The sequence below is a fragment of the Bacteroides sp. CAG:189 genome, from assembly GCF_000432295.1.
Taxonomy (GTDB): domain Bacteria; phylum Bacteroidota; class Bacteroidia; order Bacteroidales; family Bacteroidaceae; genus Bacteroides; species Bacteroides salyersiae.
In genome coordinates this window covers 1-17,332 of sequence record NZ_HF991106.1, presented here as the reverse complement: position 1 = coordinate 17,332, position 17,332 = coordinate 1, and the positions used below count along the sequence as shown (strand labels likewise).

17 protein-coding genes and 1 tRNA gene are annotated in these 17,332 nt (G+C 42.0%); 4 read left to right on the top strand and 14 right to left on the bottom strand.

Features of this window, described 5'->3' with window-relative positions; genetic code table 11:
* Window positions 1–8: 8 nt before the first annotated feature.
* The 4 genes from QVP90_RS14560 to QVP90_RS14545 form a co-directional block, all read right to left on the bottom strand.
* Window positions 9–2,411, bottom strand: coding sequence for a hybrid sensor histidine kinase/response regulator (locus QVP90_RS14560; RefSeq protein ID WP_021936837.1), 2,403 nt, complete (start codon window positions 2,409–2,411; stop codon window positions 9–11).
* A 95-nt stretch (window positions 2,412–2,506) separates the two neighbouring features.
* Entirely contained in the window at window positions 2,507–3,841 is a 1,335-nt protein-coding gene (locus QVP90_RS14555; protein WP_264380721.1) for an MATE family efflux transporter, read from the bottom strand.
* Between the two features lie 70 nt (window positions 3,842–3,911).
* The gene (locus tag QVP90_RS14550; RefSeq protein ID WP_021936835.1) at window positions 3,912–5,186 is read right to left on the bottom strand and encodes a M16 family metallopeptidase; all 1,275 of its coding nucleotides are present in this window, start codon (window positions 5,184–5,186) and stop codon (window positions 3,912–3,914) included.
* 1 nt (window position 5,187) lies between these two features.
* Window positions 5,188–6,036: a peptidylprolyl isomerase gene (locus tag QVP90_RS14545; protein ID WP_005934617.1), complete on the bottom strand. Its 849-nt coding sequence runs from the start codon at window positions 6,034–6,036 to the stop codon at window positions 5,188–5,190.
* A gap of 88 nt (window positions 6,037–6,124) precedes the next feature.
* Here QVP90_RS14545 and QVP90_RS14540 point away from each other — a divergent pair, with 88 nt between their 5' ends.
* From QVP90_RS14540 to QVP90_RS14530, 3 genes are all read left to right on the top strand, one after another.
* Window positions 6,125–7,507, top strand: coding sequence for a sigma-54-dependent transcriptional regulator (locus tag QVP90_RS14540; protein ID WP_264381128.1), 1,383 nt, complete (start codon window positions 6,125–6,127; stop codon window positions 7,505–7,507).
* 404 nt (window positions 7,508–7,911) lie between these two features.
* Window positions 7,912–8,133: a hypothetical protein gene (locus QVP90_RS14535; protein WP_005934621.1), complete on the top strand. Its 222-nt coding sequence runs from the start codon at window positions 7,912–7,914 to the stop codon at window positions 8,131–8,133.
* A 72-nt stretch (window positions 8,134–8,205) separates the two neighbouring features.
* Window positions 8,206–8,442: a hypothetical protein gene (locus QVP90_RS14530; protein ID WP_005934622.1), complete on the top strand. Its 237-nt coding sequence runs from the start codon at window positions 8,206–8,208 to the stop codon at window positions 8,440–8,442.
* A 75-nt stretch (window positions 8,443–8,517) separates the two neighbouring features.
* Here the strand turns inward: QVP90_RS14530 and QVP90_RS14525 are convergent, their stop codons facing one another.
* The 3 genes from QVP90_RS14525 to QVP90_RS14515 are packed head-to-tail and all read right to left on the bottom strand — an operon-like array spanning window position 8,518 to window position 10,555.
* Window positions 8,518–9,189 (bottom strand): RluA family pseudouridine synthase, encoded by a 672-nt coding sequence (locus QVP90_RS14525; protein WP_021936833.1) that lies wholly within the window; start codon window positions 9,187–9,189, stop codon window positions 8,518–8,520.
* 11 nt (window positions 9,190–9,200) lie between these two features.
* On the bottom strand, window positions 9,201–9,947 hold the full coding sequence (gene fabG, locus QVP90_RS14520) for a 3-oxoacyl-[acyl-carrier-protein] reductase (RefSeq protein WP_005934626.1): 747 nt from the start codon (window positions 9,945–9,947) through the stop codon (window positions 9,201–9,203).
* A gap of 17 nt (window positions 9,948–9,964) precedes the next feature.
* Window positions 9,965–10,555: a TetR/AcrR family transcriptional regulator gene (locus tag QVP90_RS14515; protein ID WP_005934629.1), complete on the bottom strand. Its 591-nt coding sequence runs from the start codon at window positions 10,553–10,555 to the stop codon at window positions 9,965–9,967.
* 237 nt (window positions 10,556–10,792) lie between these two features.
* On the opposite strand from QVP90_RS14515, the gene QVP90_RS14510 reads away from it, so the two are divergent.
* A tRNA-Met gene (locus QVP90_RS14510) sits at window positions 10,793–10,865 on the top strand.
* Window positions 10,866–11,152: 287 nt separating this feature from the next.
* Here the strand turns inward: QVP90_RS14510 and QVP90_RS14505 are convergent.
* The 7 genes from QVP90_RS14505 to QVP90_RS14475 form a co-directional block, all read right to left on the bottom strand.
* Window positions 11,153–12,586 carry a tetratricopeptide repeat protein gene (locus QVP90_RS14505; protein WP_021936832.1) on the bottom strand — a complete coding sequence of 478 codons (1,434 nt, stop codon included), beginning with the start codon at window positions 12,584–12,586 and terminating at the stop codon, window positions 11,153–11,155.
* A 19-nt stretch (window positions 12,587–12,605) separates the two neighbouring features.
* Window positions 12,606–13,553 (bottom strand): PstS family phosphate ABC transporter substrate-binding protein, encoded by a 948-nt coding sequence (locus QVP90_RS14500; protein ID WP_021936831.1) that lies wholly within the window; start codon window positions 13,551–13,553, stop codon window positions 12,606–12,608.
* Window positions 13,554–13,559: 6 nt separating this feature from the next.
* Window positions 13,560–14,375 carry an energy transducer TonB gene (locus QVP90_RS14495; protein WP_005934636.1) on the bottom strand — a complete coding sequence of 272 codons (816 nt, stop codon included), beginning with the start codon at window positions 14,373–14,375 and terminating at the stop codon, window positions 13,560–13,562.
* A gap of 27 nt (window positions 14,376–14,402) precedes the next feature.
* Window positions 14,403–15,053 carry an ExbD/TolR family protein gene (locus tag QVP90_RS14490; RefSeq protein ID WP_005934638.1) on the bottom strand — a complete coding sequence of 217 codons (651 nt, stop codon included), beginning with the start codon at window positions 15,051–15,053 and terminating at the stop codon, window positions 14,403–14,405.
* Window positions 15,054–15,065: 12 nt separating this feature from the next.
* Complete coding sequence (locus QVP90_RS14485) at window positions 15,066–15,671, bottom strand: ExbD/TolR family protein (RefSeq protein ID WP_005934640.1); 606 nt, start codon at window positions 15,669–15,671, stop codon at window positions 15,066–15,068.
* Window positions 15,672–15,700: 29 nt separating this feature from the next.
* Window positions 15,701–16,513, bottom strand: a complete 813-nt coding sequence (locus tag QVP90_RS14480; protein WP_005934642.1) for a MotA/TolQ/ExbB proton channel family protein — start codon at window positions 16,511–16,513, stop codon at window positions 15,701–15,703.
* Window positions 16,514–16,659: 146 nt separating this feature from the next.
* On the bottom strand, window positions 16,660–17,097 hold the full coding sequence (locus QVP90_RS14475) for a hypothetical protein (protein WP_005934644.1): 438 nt from the start codon (window positions 17,095–17,097) through the stop codon (window positions 16,660–16,662).
* Window positions 17,098–17,332: the final 235 nt, after the last annotated feature.

Sequence of the window (17,332 nt, the reverse complement as noted above, 5' to 3'; positions counted from 1 at the left end):
AAAAAGATTTAGAAGGCGGAGAAATACTTTCTTGCCTCATCTACCACCTGTCGTAACAACGGTAATACCTCTTTTGTTTTTTGTTTCACTTCATCAGAAAACTTTTCGTTTCGCCTACTTTCCAACCACGACAGCAATGGAAGAATCTCCATCACCTTGATCATAGTTAAAAGCGGAAGCAACTTATGCGCCATACCGGCAATCCGATCCGTATCTTCTTCTTTTAAACCGGCTTCCATCTGGTCAATGTTCTTCTCCGTTTCCTCTACAAATGAGGACAGGATGGAACGAGCAGCCTCAGGATCATCTTCGGAAAAGGCGGTGAGAGCACGGAAATCAAGATTTAGTTGAAAATTGAAAGTTGAAAGTTGAAAGTTGGCTGCGCAATCTTCTTGCATAGTGACTTTTGGCTCTCCACTTTCTGTTTTCAACTCTTCAGAAACTTTCAACTTTCCACTTTCACCTTTCAACTGTTTAGGGGCTTTCAACTGTATTAGGAGTTCGGCTACCGTAAAAGGCTTGTGCAGGCAGCCGGAGAAACCATGTTCAATAAATTCGGCCGCATCCATATCGCTACGGGCTGTAACGGCAATAACGGGAATTGTTTTCGCCTGAGGAATATTGGATGCACGCAATAATTTCAACAAATCGAAGCCGTTGATGGCAGGCATCTGTACATCGGTCAGCAACACATCAAACCGGCGCTCACGGAGATGTTCGGTCAGTTCATCAAGTTGCTCACAACATGTGGCATGAATTCCTTGCTGCTCAAGCATGGCAGCAGTCAAAGTCAGTTGTATCCTATCATCATCAATGAGAAGAATATTCATCGGAGAGTTCACCATTTGCTCCCGGTCGATATGATCTGCTTCAGTAACCGAAGGAGACTGATTCTTTTTCCTGTCTTTATCAAAACCGACAGCTTTGCCTACCGGAAACAGCGGTAGGATTACCGTAAACGTACTTCCCTCTCCCAACGTGCTCTGCACGTCGATAGTACCTTCAAGCAGCACGACAAGCTTGTGCACAATAGAGAGTCCCAGACCAAATCCCTCTTCACCTTGTGCACCGGGCAGGCGGGTAAACTCCTGGAAAATACGTTCTCGGTCTTCTGCTGCCATTCCCTTTCCGGTATCGGTCACAGCTACGCGCAAACGGGAAGAAGAATAACTTACCGCAAGCGTTATACCCCCTTTTGAGGTAAATTTCACCGCATTAGACAATAAATTATTCACAATCTGTCGGATGCGAAGCGGATCACTTATGAAACGCCCGTCCAGTTCGGACTCTATTTTATATTCAAGAACAAGTCCTTTAGCTGCCGTTAACGGTTCAAAACTTGTACGTATCTCTTCAAAAAGCTGGGAGGGATTAAAAGTGACACGGTTCACTTCTGCCTTATTCAAGTCAAGACGATGGAAATCGAGCAGGTCACTCACTAATTTCAGAAGATGCTGCGAAGAACTTTTCATGTTATCGAGATAAAAACGCTGCCGTTCATCGTTCGTAAGGCGTGCCAGCAGATCGGTATATCCCATAATAGAGCCAAGTGGTGCTTTAAAATCATGTGTGATGGCAAGCATCAATTTTTCACGGGCATTCAGTAGTTCTTCGGCACGGCGGTTCGCCTCTTCTAATTCCCTACGGTATCGGTTACTACGGGTGATATCCCGCCAGATAATAATAAGGAAAAAGATGGAAAGCAGAACGGCTCCCACAGCAATGCCACCGATAATGCGGGCAGAACGTTGACGAACATATTGCTCTTTCTCCGCATCCATCTGCGCACGTTGCATCACATTCAGTTCATACTCTTTAACCAAACTGTCGATCCGGGCTGTCAGTTGTGTATCCAACCGCCGGAACTGCACATTCCTGCGCCGTATAGTCGTTTTCTTCTGAGCACGTTTTTGTTCACTGGCCATACGAATTTTCTGATGCAGTGAATCGGTCGGGTTATACGCTTCAAGGATGGTATCGGTAGCAACCTCCAACGAAGTATTTACCAATACTGCCGTATCCTGTTTGGAAGGAACGAAGGCCTCTGCCAAACGTTTGAAGAATCCTTTTTTCTTGGGCTTTGTAATGAGAGAATCACGCGTTGTGATTATGCGGTGCTGTACACGTTGCTGGGTAACCACCGAATCCTGTTCAGCTATAATCTCTTCAATTTCCCTGGCCGAAAGCAAGCTGTCATTCGCTTCACTTAATACCCGAAGCATCTGAATCGTATTCTTATCTTTCTCACGTAAAAGAACCAACAAACTGTCTGTCATCAGACTCTGCTGGTCATCCGATGCAGAAAGTGTCTCCATCTCACGATGAACAAACACCAGAGAAAAGAGTAATATCGCCAATAAAAGAGAATACCCTATAGCTATTTTTACTTTGGTAAAACGCGAAGGTGCCATAATATTAATAATTTAGCAATGTGTCAATATGCCAATGTGCCAATTGGCTGCGCTATTATGCCGCATGGCAATTGGCACATTGGCATATTGACACATTATTTTGTTTTATAGCGGAAACGCAGCCACAACATGATGCCGGCACTGGTCAGTCCGAACGGAAAAGCCATCCATACACCGACAGTCCCCCAATCGAGAACGAAGCCGCAGAAATAACCTACCGGCAAAGATATCATAAAATAAGCAATAAAAGCAATCAGCATCATCGGTTTCACATCCGAAATACCTCGCAAGGCGTTTGCAAAGTTGATCTGTAATCCATCACCGAATTGATAAACCAGCATCGGGATAATCAGCATCGCCACTAATGCGGAAACCTCTTCATTATCCGTAAACCACCCTCCCAGATAATTACGGAACAGGAATACAATGCCTCCCAACACCACTGCCATCGCCATAATCAAATGAAAACCGGCATAAGCCGAACGGCGTACATTGACCGTGTCCTCTTGACCTTTGAAGTTACTGACGCGCACAGCAACTGCTGCTCCCATACCGTAAAACATCATAAATGTAAATTGGGATATGGCACACATGATCTGATGCGAAGCTAAGGCAATAGTACCTAACCAACCTATCATCACAGCACTCAAACTGAAAGAAGCCGTTTCCATCCCCATCTGAAAAGCAACCGGCCATCCCAAGCCATTGAGACGCATAAACATTTGTCTCGACCATCCCAAACGGAAAAAGCCGAGTTTATACCGTATAAAACGACGGCTACTAAAAAAGATCACAGCGAACACAATCACCATTACAATACGTGAGAAAAGGGTACTGATACCTGCCCCTAACAACCCTAACTCCGGAAAGCCGAATTTTCCGTTAATAAGAATATAATTCCCGATAATATTCAGCACATTCCCCCCCAACAATATCCACATGGCTGTTTTGGTATCGGTAATTCCATCTGTAAACTGCTTAAAACCATTAAACAACAGAACAAACACAAGCGAAATAAGCAAAACAATGTAATAAGGCTTAATCAAGGGAAGGAGTTCTTCCGGTTGTCCCAACCTCTCCACATTCAGATAAAGGATACCCATTATCAGTGTCAGCAATAAACCGACAAACAGATTTGCCAACAAACTACAACGCAATGCCTGCCCAATAGGCGCAAACTGCTTATTACCATACAGACTCCCTACAATCGGGGTAAGCCCGTAAGAAAAACCGGTACTGAAAATAATCGCCAGATTGAATACATTGTTTACAAAGGAAGCAGCTCCCAATTCACTGGTACTGTGATGTCCGATCATCAATGTATCGGCAAAACCCAAAATAATAACTCCTACTTGTCCGATAACAATGGGCAATCCCAAAAGGAATAACGCTTTGTAATGCCCCTTATAAGTTTCATAGTAATTTTTCATATTCATAGAGTCTCTCTCCACCCCTCTCCACAGGAGAGGAAGAAAAGAAACTATTGCTATTAATCAGTTATCAATCTAACTTCACTCCCTCCCTTACGGAGACAGCCGGGGAGAGGCCCTTATAATACAGCACCACCCCATTTCTCTTGTCAAAGGATGTCTGTGCTACCGCTTGCAATTGTCCGGCAGTAACGGAACGATAACGTTCTACCTCCTTTTCCATATCTTCTGCCGCACCGTTCAGTTCAAACCAAGCGAGATTGGTAGCCACATTCAAATAGTTGATATTGCCGAAAATCTGGGTAGATTCAAATTTATTCTTTACCTTCTCCAGTTCCTGCACGGTAACTGCTTCGTTCTGCAACCTATTCAACTCTTCGCATACGGCAGTTTCTGCTTCTTCGAGTGATACACCGGCAGCCGGTTTACCGGAGATATGAAACAAACCGGCATCCACCGTGCCGGAGATATAAGCATCGATACTTGAAAACAATTGCTTTTCTTGTACCAGATGCCGGTTCAAACGGCTGGACTTTCCATTACTGAGAATATCCGACAATATGTCAAAAGCATAGTAATCGGGATGCGCACGTTCGCACATATGATAAGCCATAAAAAGAGAATCGACCGGCACATTACGCTCCACTACCAAACGGCGTTCTTCCGTCTGTGCAGGTTCTTGCGGCAATTGACGTACCGGAACATCCCTCTTAGGGATAGAAGCAAACCATTTCTCCGTCAAAGCTACCGTTTCCTCAAACGATATATTCCCCGTGACAGCAAGCACTGCATTATTGGGCGCATAAAAACGGAAAAAGAAATCTTTTACTTCATCCAACGTGGCATTGGCTATGTGCGACAGTTCTTTGCCGATAGTAGGCCACTGATAAGGATGCACCTTGTAAGCAAGAGGGCGCAACAGATGGCCCACGTCGCCATAAGGCTGATTGAGACAACGCTGTTTGAACTCTTCCATTACCACCCCCCGTTGCACATCCAGACTCCGTTCATTGAAATCAAGACTCAACATACGGTCAGACTCCAACCAGAATCCAATCTCCACATTTTGCCGGGGAACGGTCAAATAATAATTCGTAATATCGTTATTTGTCCAGGCATTATTCTCGCCACCGGCCAATTGGAGAGGAGCATCGTAATCGGGGATATTCACGGAGCCTCCAAACATCAAATGCTCAAAAAGATGAGCAAAGCCCGTATGATCGGGATGTTCGTCCCGGGCCCCCACATTATATACTATATTAAGAGCCACCATTTGCGTGCTTTCATCCTGTGAATGCACCAATCGCAAACCATTGGCCAGAACATGCCTGCTGATCTTTATCATCTTAATCCAATAAAGATACCTTAACAATCTTCACATCCTCTTCGGGGCGGTCGCTACGGTCTGTTTTCACATTCTGGATCTTATCTACGATATCCATGCCCTCGACTACTTCGCCAAACACCGTATATTCCCCATCCAGATGCGGAGTACCGCCTACAGTGGTATAAGCCTCCACCTGCTCTTTCGTGAAATGGAAATCCGGCCCTTTGGCAGCCTCTTCCTGAGCCTGTGCAAACAACTTCTCCTGCAAGTCATACAATCCGTCTTCATCATTCGCCTTACGCATCTTATAAATTTCCTTCATATGTTTCTGCGCCAACGAATTAAAAATTGTAGTCAATTTGTTTTCATTCATCTGCTGCTCCATACCGATCAGCGTAGAGTCATTGAAAACCTTTCCGGTGACAATGTAAAACTGACAACCCGATGACTCCTTATTCGGATTCACATTATCGCCTTGGCGGGCAGCCGATAAAGCACCTTTCTTATGAAAGTATTTCGGATAGACAATTTCGGCAGGAATGGTATACCCCACGTCACCGGTTCCTAACATCTTACCTTTCGGAGCATTCTTAGATTCCGGATCTCCCGCCTGCACCATGAAATCCTTTATCACACGGTGAAACAAAGTACCGTTATATGTACCTTCTTTGGCTAGTTTGATAAAGTTATCCCGATGTTTCGGAGTTTCATTATAAAGTTTTACTTTAATATCCCCAAGAGTCGTTTCGATTTTCAACATTGTTTCTTTCTGATTTTCCATATCTGAGTTATTCTTTTGTCCTGGTTTACAAGAGGCTATCGCTCCGACTACCAAAACAGTTAATAATATCACTAAATTCCTTTTCATAACACTTTCATTTAATTTAAGTTTGCAAATATACGATTTTCGTCTAAAACCTCTTACCTTTGTAACCTACAAAATGGCTAAAGCTGATATCATGAGATCCATATTAATAGTTGAAGATGATATAACTTTCGGCATGATGCTGAAAACATGGTTAGGAAAAAAAGGATTTGAAGTAACTTCGGTTAGTAACATTGCCCGTGCAAAAAAGCATATCGAAGTTCAAACACCCGATCTTATCCTTTCCGATCTCCGTCTGCCCGATCAGGACGGCATCCATCTGCTGATGTGGATGAACGAACAAGACTTGGATATCCCTTTGATCATTATGACAGGATATGCAGATATACAAACGGCCGTACAAGCTATCAAGTTAGGTGCCCGAGACTATATAGCCAAACCGGTAAATCCCGATGAACTCCTCAAAAAAATGTCGGAAGCGTTGGAAGATAAGGAAGAAGATGCTCACGTTTCGGGTAAAGCTACATCCGACAAGACTACAACCGGCTCCAAAGGCAAAACATCGAGTTCTAAAACAGAAGCACACGCCTATCTGGAAGGTGAAAGTGATGCAGCCAAGCAATTATATAATTACGTAGGTTTGGTTGCCCCTACCAATATGTCCGTACTCATTAACGGTGCCAGTGGCACAGGGAAAGAATACGTTGCCCATCGCATTCACCAACTGAGCAAACGGACAGGCAAACCATTTATCGCAATAGATTGCGGTTCCATTCCCAAAGAGTTGGCCGCCTCTGAATTTTTCGGTCATGTCAAAGGTTCGTTCACCGGCGCACTGACCGATAAGACAGGAGCATTTGTTGCAGCCAACGGAGGTACCATCTTTCTCGATGAGATAGGAAATCTGAGTTATGAAGTACAAATACAATTACTTCGCGCCCTGCAAGAGCGTAAAATACGGCCGGTAGGTTCCAATCTGGAAATCACCGTTGACATACGCCTTGTCTCTGCCACCAATGAAAATCTGGAACAAGCCATCGAAAAAGGTACATTCCGCGAAGATCTATACCATCGTATCAATGAATTCACGTTGAGAATGCCAACCTTGAAAGAACGGAGAGAAGACATCCTCTTATTTGCCAATTTCTTTTTAGACCAAGCCAACAAGGAACTGGATAAACAATTAATCGGTTTTGATGCCAAAGCATCACAAGCACTGCTCGACTATCATTGGCCGGGCAATTTACGCCAGATGAAGAACATCGTTAAACGGGCTACACTACTTGCACAAGGCAGTCTCATCACCCCCATGGAATTAGGAACAGAAATACTTGAAACTCCCATTTCCTATCATAGTTCCAATATCGCCTTGAAAGACGAAGAAACGGAAAAGCAACATATCCTTGAAGCGTTGAGACAAACCGGAAACAACAAAAGCCGCGCTGCACAATTGCTGAATATCGATAGAAAAACACTATACAATAAACTGAAATTATACGGAATAGAATTATAACACTGTCTCAAGCCGCCAATATACAATATTGGTTATCCCCAAACGGAAGGTGACTTATCTTCATTATACGCCCCTTTTTACGGCCTGCTCATATTTCTTCTGAATATCCCTACTGTATTACTCCTGTCCGGTACAAACATAAAAAAAATGTCCGACTCACACCTATCGTCTCTTGTTCTTATATTCAAGCTACACACCCATATACCTGTGTGGAATAATTCCACACCATCACTCTACATCTTCTACACATTTCCACAATCACCCTAACACAACAGGCAAAAGTTCCCACTGTTAATCAATACCTTACATATTCAATTTTGTTTTGGCACGTTCTTTGATCCTATTCTAACATCAGCGTCAGCAGTAATGCCCAACAATGCGATAAATCAAAAAAACATATAATCATGAGAAAATTAGTAGTAGCAATGTTTATGTTTGTTTGTGGTGGTTCAGCCTTTGCAATGGCCCAGGATCCTGTTAAGCCCCAACCTGCAACTGAAAAAACAGAAAGCACAGAGGAAACAACAACTTCTGAGCCTGCAAAGGAAGAACCTAAAACCAAAGAGCCCAAGGCAGATGCCTCAACCCAAGAAGCTCCGCCAACAGAAACTCCTGCTGCTGAATAAGATATAAAACCTGTCTACCTTAACCAGAGAGAATTGAAATCTATTGTTTATTATTTTAAAGCAAATGAAATTATGAAAAAGTTAGTATTAGTAGTAGCAATGTTTATGTTTGTTTGTGGTGGTGCAACCTTTGCAATGGCTCAGGATCCTGTTAAGACTCAGCCTGCAACTGAAAAAACAGAAAGCACAGAGAAAACAACAACTTCTGAGCCTGCAAAGGAAGAACCGAAAGCTGAAAAACCGGCACAAAATGCCCCGGCTAATGATGCTCCCGCTTCAACAAAAACTCCTGCTCAGTCTGCCGAATAAGAGTAAGCATACTATCCTAAAAAGCCATCCCCACTTATGTCTATTCAAGGGATGGCTTTTTTGTTATACTCTGTTTCAAAATATCTCGAACCCGTTCCACAAATTTCCTATCGGAACAGGTGCATCCAATTCTATCACTTCTTTGGATACCGGATGAATGAAACGCACACGACGTGCATGCAGACAGATACTGCCATCCGGATTGGAACGGGGAGAACCATATTTCAAATCTCCTTTAATAGGGCATCCCATTTTAGCCAACTGGCAACGTATCTGATGGTGACGGCCGGTTTTAAGATCGACCTCTAAAAGATAATAATTTTGCGAACGCCCGATGAGACGATAATACAAAATGGCTTTTTTGCTGCCGGGTACTTCCTTTTCATAGGCATAACTCTTATTCTGCTTTTCGTTACGTACCAGAAAATGCACCAATTCACCTTCAGGTTCTTTGGGTATCTCTTTCACAATCGCCCAATAAGTTTTCTTCACCTCACTGTTTTTGAACATCTCGTTCAAGCGGGACAAAGCCTTACTGGTCTTTGCAAAAATAACAAGACCGCTTACGGGGCGGTCCAGCCGGTGAGTTACACCGATGAAGACATTACCGGGTTTCGCATACTTCTCCTTTATATACTGTTTCACAGTTTCGGAAAGAGGCGTATCCCCCGTTTTATCTCCCTGAACAATCTCGGAAGCGGTCTTATTGACTACAATTATATGATTGTCTTCGTATATGACGGTCATGGGAGGTGTTCCTACATATTCATACCACCATCTACCTGAATCACCTGACCAGATACATAAGCAGACATATCAGAAGCCAGGAATGTTGCAACATCAGCAACGTCTTCGGGTGTTCCTCCACGACGCAAAGGTATTTTCTTCGCCCATTCCGTTTTTACTTCTTCGGACAAAGCAGCAGTCATATCCGTAATGATAAAGCCCGGAGCAATAGCATTGGCACGAATTCCACGAGAACCCAACTCCTGCGCAATGGACTTAGCCAAACCAATCATACCAGCCTTCGAAGCTGAATAATTAGCCTGTCCGGCATTTCCGTGAACACCTACCACAGAAGCCATATTAATGATGCTTCCGGCTTTCTGGCGCATCATGATCGGTGTACAAGCGTGAATAAAATTGAAAGCAGATTTCAGATTCACATTGATCACCATATCCCATTGCTGTTCACTCATACGCATCATCAGCCCGTCACGCGTGATACCGGCATTATTTACCAATATATCAATACGACCAAAATCTTTATGGATTTCTGCTACTACCTTTTCGGTATCTTCAAAATTGGCTGCATTCGAAGCGTATCCCTTAGCTTTTACGCCCATTGCTTCTATTTCTTTAGCTGTATTTTCCGCATTTTCGTCAATCACGAGGTCAGTGAATGCAATGTTAGCTCCTTCTGAAGCGAATTTCAAAGCGATAGCCTTGCCAATACCGCGAGCGGCACCAGTCACAATAGCTGTCTTTCCATCTAATAATCCCATACTAAAATTGATTTTAATTAAATTTCTGTTCTATGAAGTGCACCAAATACAATATTGGCTACATATCTTTTCCGAGTTTCCATATCCAGATTGGCTCCTATATGACCGCGAATATAAGGAACTTCTATACCCTTCACACAATAATGCACCAATGAGGCTGTCATATCCACATCGTCAATACAGAACACTCCCTTGTCTTTTCCTTCCTGCAACACTCCCTTAAAAAGCACCATCTCCTTGGCATCAAACTTTTTACGGACTTTCTCAACTCTCCATATATCGCGGAAAAAATTTGCACGCAAGGTACCATTACGATATACTACCTCTTTTACTGCATCCAGACGTGTATAAATCATCTCAATGATCTTCTTATCCGGTGAAATGTCCTTATCCGCTACCCGTTTCATCATGTCCGAAAGTATATCCAATTCAGACTCGACAACTGCCAAATAGATCTCATCCTTGCTTTTGAAATAGGTATAGAGAGTTCTCCTACCTTTTTTGGAAGCGAGGGCAATATCATTCATTGTGGTATTCTCCACTCCCATCTTTGCAAACAACTGACGGGCGACATCTACTAATCTGGCTTTTGTTTTTGATACGGTCATAGGTTATAAATTGCACATTGCTGAATAATTTGAGCAAAAGTAATTCTTTTCTTTCTACCACACAAGAAAAATACGAGATTATTAACAATTGTATATTAATATATGCGAATAAAAATATTCTATTATACCTTATTCATTATCAATACAATAAAGTATCATCGATCTTTTTTTAGAAAAATAATCAAGAAATAATTTGCTTATTAAATCAAAAGCTGTACCTTTGCACTCACAAAACATCGCGGAGTGGAGCAGTTGGTAGCTCGTTGGGCTCATAACCCAAAGGTCATTCGTTCGAGTCGGATCTCCGCAACTATTTAAAAGAGAAGTAATTACTTCTCTTTTTTTTATTTCCAGAGAAACCATAAAGAGGTGGCTCAGTTTGGCTTAGTCTGAAAATTTTGGGTATTTGGTTAAAATGCCTACTTTTGTATTATGGTCTCCTTTTTGAATCTGAACCCAACCTATCATTGAACCATAGTAAGGACTTTTTTATACCTTTATTCGTGAAACTCTCCCTCTACAGAAGCGGATATACTAAAAGAGAGGAGCTAAGATCACTCTCCACTCCTCCCACACGACAAACAACTAAAATTATTACTATTTGATGCCATCCAATGCTCTTTTGGCAGTAGCATTAGCGGGGTCTATAGCCAGAATTTTGTTCCAGTATTCTTTGGATTCAGGCAGCTTGTTGGCCACCAGATAATAATAGCCCAAATAACTGTAACATTCAACAAGTGCGGAATTATAACGGGGATCATTCTTGTTCACCAATAATGCAGCCACCTCTTCATAATAAGGTTTGGCAAGTCCCTGTGTCGTTTCCGGATCCAAGGCAGAGTTGGCACGCGCACGCCAGAAGTTACCTAAATAACTATCTGGAGCCGCTTGTGCAATCACCGCAAAAACCGAATCGGCAGAAACAAGTGCCGCTTTCCGCTCATCAAGGCTGACAGTCAGCGTATCGCTTTGTGTCCCTTTCCCATAATAAAGCTTACCTATCTGAAATTGTAGATCAGCAGTCTGCTCGTCAGCAGGTAAGGCCTCATAATATTTCTGATAGGCAGCAATTGCATCCGTGTAATCATTCTTTTGCTCATAAGCATTAGAAATTTCACGCCATAGCTCAGTTTTGGACGTATCCAGTTCAATCGCTTTCTGGTATTGCATGACAGCTTCATCATATTTCTTCAAAGCATTGAGCAGATGTCCGTAATACATATAATCCAAGTAGGAATAATCGGCTTTATCTGCAGCATTGAAAAAAGCGTCAGCTGCTTTTTGTGCATCATCGTAACGTTTCATATCCGTATAATTGTACATTGCCAAGCGATTGAAAGCAGCATGACGCGCATTACGCTTTAAACCCAAGTTGGCAACTTCAAGAGATTTCTCAAAATCATGATTCAAGAAAAGAGCAAAAGCATATTTCACCAAATCATCTTCAGTAGTTTCAGACGAATGGATAAAACGGGCATATGCCTCGGATGCTTTATCAAAACGGTTATTCATATAATATACTTCAGCCAGTTTCTTGTCTGCAAGAACACTGGATGGAACCACCGACTTCAACTGTTCCAATTTTTCAATAGCCTGTTGCGGATTGGCTCCTTTATAAATATCAGCCAGTTTCAAATATGCCTGTTCATTCTTTGAATCGAAATAAATGGCTTGTTCATACATTTGGCAGGCTTTACCAGCATCTTTTTGGACAACAGCAATGTCACCTTCCAATACAGAAACAGCAGCAGATTTATTGTCCGCCTTTTTAGCCAAAGCCAAATATTCTTCAGCTTCAGATAGCTTCCCGGCATCGAGAAAAGCACGTGCAACGGCTACTACCAATTCCGGGTTCTTTTTATTCTTTCCTTTTAATAACTGCCCGGCTTCATCCGAAGCTTGTGCCGGATTAACCTGAATAAGTTCTTTCATTTTGGCAAGCCCCGCTTGCCATTCGGCATTATCCGATTGCGCAAACAGCGAACCGGTTGCTATAAATGCCCCTGCTAACAAGATTTGAAATCGTTTCATTGTAATCAAATTTTAGTTATTATTCGTCCTTTACATCCACTACGCGTACAGGTTGAGTGGCCGGAACCAGTCCGGATTTCAATATGATCCGTTGCCCTCTGTCGGAAGTTAAAAAAGAGGCAAATCCCCAGGGCAATGCATTACGGGGATCATTAAGTAAAACATAAATGGGTCGTGCCAATGGATAATCACCATAATACAGATAAGCCTGATAGGGTTTATAACTATTCTCCGGTGTAGCCACATCTTCTGCACTGACAGCCATTACTCTAATTTCATTGCGAAAAGACAAGTTGGTCGTATCACTCCGGTTTCCCAACCAATTGACTCCGATTACCCCAATCGCATCAGGAGTTTGAGCTACATAGTCAATCACTTGCTGATTGGTCCGTAAAGCTTTTACCTCTGTTGTAGAGAACGGTTTTCCTCCACAGATAGAATCGGTAGCAAAACGTACGGTACTTGAATTCCGATTATCGAATACTACTCGGATATCCTTCAATGAAGAACCCGGATATACTTCTTTCCAACTTTTCACTTCCCCAGTCAATATCCGGCGAATATCGCGCACACTAATCAGGGAGTCCGGATTCTGACGATTCACAATCAAAGCCAATCCGTCCGTCGCCAACTTTATCTCTCGCGGATAAAATTTACGGCTATGAAACGAATTCATTTCTTCCTCAGTCAATGTCCGCGTTGCAATGGCCAGACGCACACTGTCTTTAAGAAGCAAATTGATTGCTTCCACCTCTGTCGTATAGCGAGGAACAATTCCGGCTAAAGGGTAAACTCCCTCAAACACATCAATCTCCTCTTGGACGATAGGTTGGAAACTTTCATCAGCGGCAATTGCTATTACCCCTGATGTATACGTGTCAGTCAGTCCGTCTTTAGGTTTACGGTTACAAGCTGCCAATATCCCTAAAATGCATATACCGATTAGCCAAAATTGTTTCTTCATCATTTTATTTTACTGTAATCTAAACATTACCGGAACTGTATATTTCACTCTCACAGCTTTTCCGTTCTGCTTCCCGGGAATCCATCGGGGCATAGATTGAATTACGCGGAGTGCTTCTTTGTCCAAGTAAGGATCAACACCACGAGCCACACGTGCATCGGCAATCGAACCGTCTTTCTCTACTACGAACTGCACAATTACACGCCCTTGTGTCCCATTCTCCTGAGCAATCGTCGGATATTTGATGTTTTTCGCAAGGAATGCCATCAACTCCGCATTTCCTCCGGGATATGTCGGCATCTGTTCTACCATGTCAAACACTTTTTCCGGCTCCGGTTCCGCTTGGGTAACCACCTGTTTCAAGTCAGCAATGTCCTTACCATTCTCTTCATCATTACCTTTCACATCGGCTATGGAGATAGCTACCTTCGTTTCCGTCAGTTCTTGCTGGCTCTTAATCTCATCATCTTCATGCACTTCCTCGTCTTTTTTGATGACGGGTGCAGTAAATTTGATAGAACTCTTCAGTGCAGGAGGCGGAGGTGCCACCGGTTCTACCCGCTTCATTTCTTCCTGCTTAATCTCGGGTTCTTCCAGTTGTGACAAAGTAGTCACTTCCGTCATCACCTCTTTCTGCTTCGGTGTAGCAATCTTGATAAGTGTCGGTATACTAAATCCGACCAAAGCAATCACCAGCACAATCACCATCGCCAAATTGTGACGTTTAGGAGATTCCGAACGCATTTTAAAAGCGCCGTATGCCTTATTCTTGCCTTTGAATATCAGTTCACACCATTCAGGGGAGGTCAAATCTATTTTTGCCATTTCATTTTCTTTTTAGGTGTTACTTTATCATTCGGCAAGATTTTGTGAAAGCTCGCCTTTCGAGTCATAATTCTTTATCAAGAATTGGTCGGCTTCAGCAATATCCGTAATCACATACTTACCAATATTACATATCTGCATTTCATCGAGAGCATCAATCAGATTTCTATACGAAGCTTCATCTGTGGCTTTTATAATAACCGTCGGCGTATTCTTTCCGCTTTTTATTTCAGAAAGTTGCTTTCTGAAATCGTCCTCTGATATCTTAAGATCCAATTTTTGTTGCTTCAATTCGTTCACTTGACGAACAGCAGCAGCATTTTTCTTTAATAGAACAGCCCGCAAACCATCCGGTTTATAAGACGTCTCTTTCAACGAGGTATAATCCTTATAGTTAGGTTCACCTTCATAATAATATAGCTTGTTGTCACTTCCCAACAAAAGAGTAATAGCTTGTGAAGCCTTCACCTTACTTTGCTGTTCTTCCGTGATACTTTTGTCGTTACTCGGCATGCTTATCTCCATCGTTTGAGGTTTGCTCAAAGAGGTACAAAGCATAAAGAATGTAATCAGCAACATATTCATATCTACCATCGGCGTAAAATCAACGCGTACGGTCATCTTCTTCTGTTTACTGCCCTTCTTTTTATTGCCGCTTTCTTGTACTTCAGCACTCATAATTTTTTCGTTTTAGTTTTCAGAAGTTGTTTTCAGAGAAGTGATCAGATTATACCTGTTTTCTCTGAGGTCCTGAAGGGAGTTCATAACTTTCTTAATTACAGCATACGGAGTAGCCTGGTCTGCTTTGATTGCAATACGCAAATCCGAATTTACCGCACGTGCATTACGCACCCACGCTTTAAACTGGTTATCAATGCTGTCACAGGGGATACCTTCGTTTTTCAAGATAGCATCTTGTTTCTCGGACGGAAGATCCAGAAAAGTTTTCATACTCTTCATCGGTACTCCGAAAGTAGATGAGAGTGCAAATGTCTTTTCCTGTTCCGGCGTGAAGGTTACTCCATATTCTTCACCCATTTTTTCAAGCACGGCTTTCAGATCCGATTGCTTATCCATACTCATGAATATCTTACCATCGGGATCAACCAATATTGAAAGAATATTCTTTTCCGGAATTTTAATTTCAGAGACTGAGGCCGGAGTCGTCACCTGTACCGGTTCTTTTTTTACGAACGTAGACGTCAGCATAAAAAAAGTAAGTAACAGTACTGTAACGTCACTCATCGCCGTCATGTCGATGAACGTACTTTTCTTCTTAATCTTTGCTCTACCCATGATCTTAGAATTTTATAGGGTTAGCACGTTTATTTATGAGTTGCAGCAAATGTCTGCACAATAGAGAATCCGACCTCGTCGAGACTGTAAGTCAACTTATCAATTTTATTTGTATAGTAGTTATAAGAAATAACAGCTAAAGCACCGGTAAGAATACCAAAAGCCGTATTAATCAAGGCTTCGGAAATACCTTGTGACAAAGCCATTGAATCGGCAGAACCACCCGCAGCCAATGCAGCAAATGAACGGATCATACCGATTACTGTTCCAAGCAATCCCATCAACGTACCCAACGTGGTAATAGTACCGATAATCGGAAGATTCTGCTCCATCATAGGAAGTTCAAGTGCAGTAGCTTCCTCCAATTCTTTTTGGATGGCAAGCAACTTCTGATCCTTAGATAAAGTGGCATCCTTTTCCATTTCATCGTATTTCTTCAAAGTAGCCGTTACCACATTAGCTACAGAACCTTTCTGGTTGTCACAAATTTCTTGTGCTTTCTGCAAATTTCCAGCAGCCAGGGCAGCCTTAATATTAGTAACGAACTTCACCAAAGAGCCCTTACCAAAAGCAGAACGAAGAGCAAAATAGCGCTCAATACTTAGTGCAAGCACTGTCAACAGTAAAGTCTGAATAACCGGTACAATAATTCCACCTTTGTAGATTGTCCCCAAAAAGTTACCGGGAAGCGGATGATTGTTAGGGTCATTGTTCATAAAGTTGGAAGGATTCCCTAACAAGAAATGATAAATACAAATTGCTATCACAAAGCAACATACAATAACCCATCCAGCAGATTTGATACCTTTAAAAGAGGTAGATTTTTTTTGAGTAGTTTCCATAATTAGTTTTTTTTGTTTTTAAAGAATTTGTTATTTGATTGAAATTAAAATTTCAGAAATGGTTGGACGCAATGCACCTCAAGCCCTACAACTCCGGTTTCTAACGAAGCTGCATAGCAAACATGCACCACAAGTAAAATGTAGAATTAAATAAGGATACGTCTTAGTGCGAATATATGATATTCACAGCTTGATTGAGCATAAATCGGATCCTTATCGGAATGGAAGGATTTACTCTTGTCCAAGAACAACAAATTCTCTCTCAAACACAATTTCTGCAGGATATCGCGTAAGAAGTCTACAACTTCAATTCCACGACGCAGACGCTGGTTATGGGAAGAGGAATACAATTCAGATATCGGTTTATTTCCCAATTCGACATCTGAAACAGATAAAGCTTGAAGATGATTGTGATAAGAAATATCTCCATTCAAACTGGTCTTTGTACGGTTTGTGGATGAAGATTCTGAAATACAACAAGTAGAAGCAGAAAAACCTTTTGTACAGTTCAAAGCATTGCCGCTCATGCTAAATGATAGCATCAGCAAAACAAAGGTTAATATGAACTTTACAGAGGTTTTCATTGTTTGTCTTATTATCGAAAATTGACCTTTTATAGAAATCGGGTGTAAAAGTAATAACAAAAAGCATATGATCTGCCAAATTCACATCTTTTAATCATACAATTTCCTATCCTATATTAAGAACACTTCTAAAAGCATTTTTGTTTTAACAAATTAAATAATAATTTGCTAATCGTGAATAAAAGAATTAATGAAATGTAGATATGGAAACGCGAAAATCCCCTTGCCCCCGTAT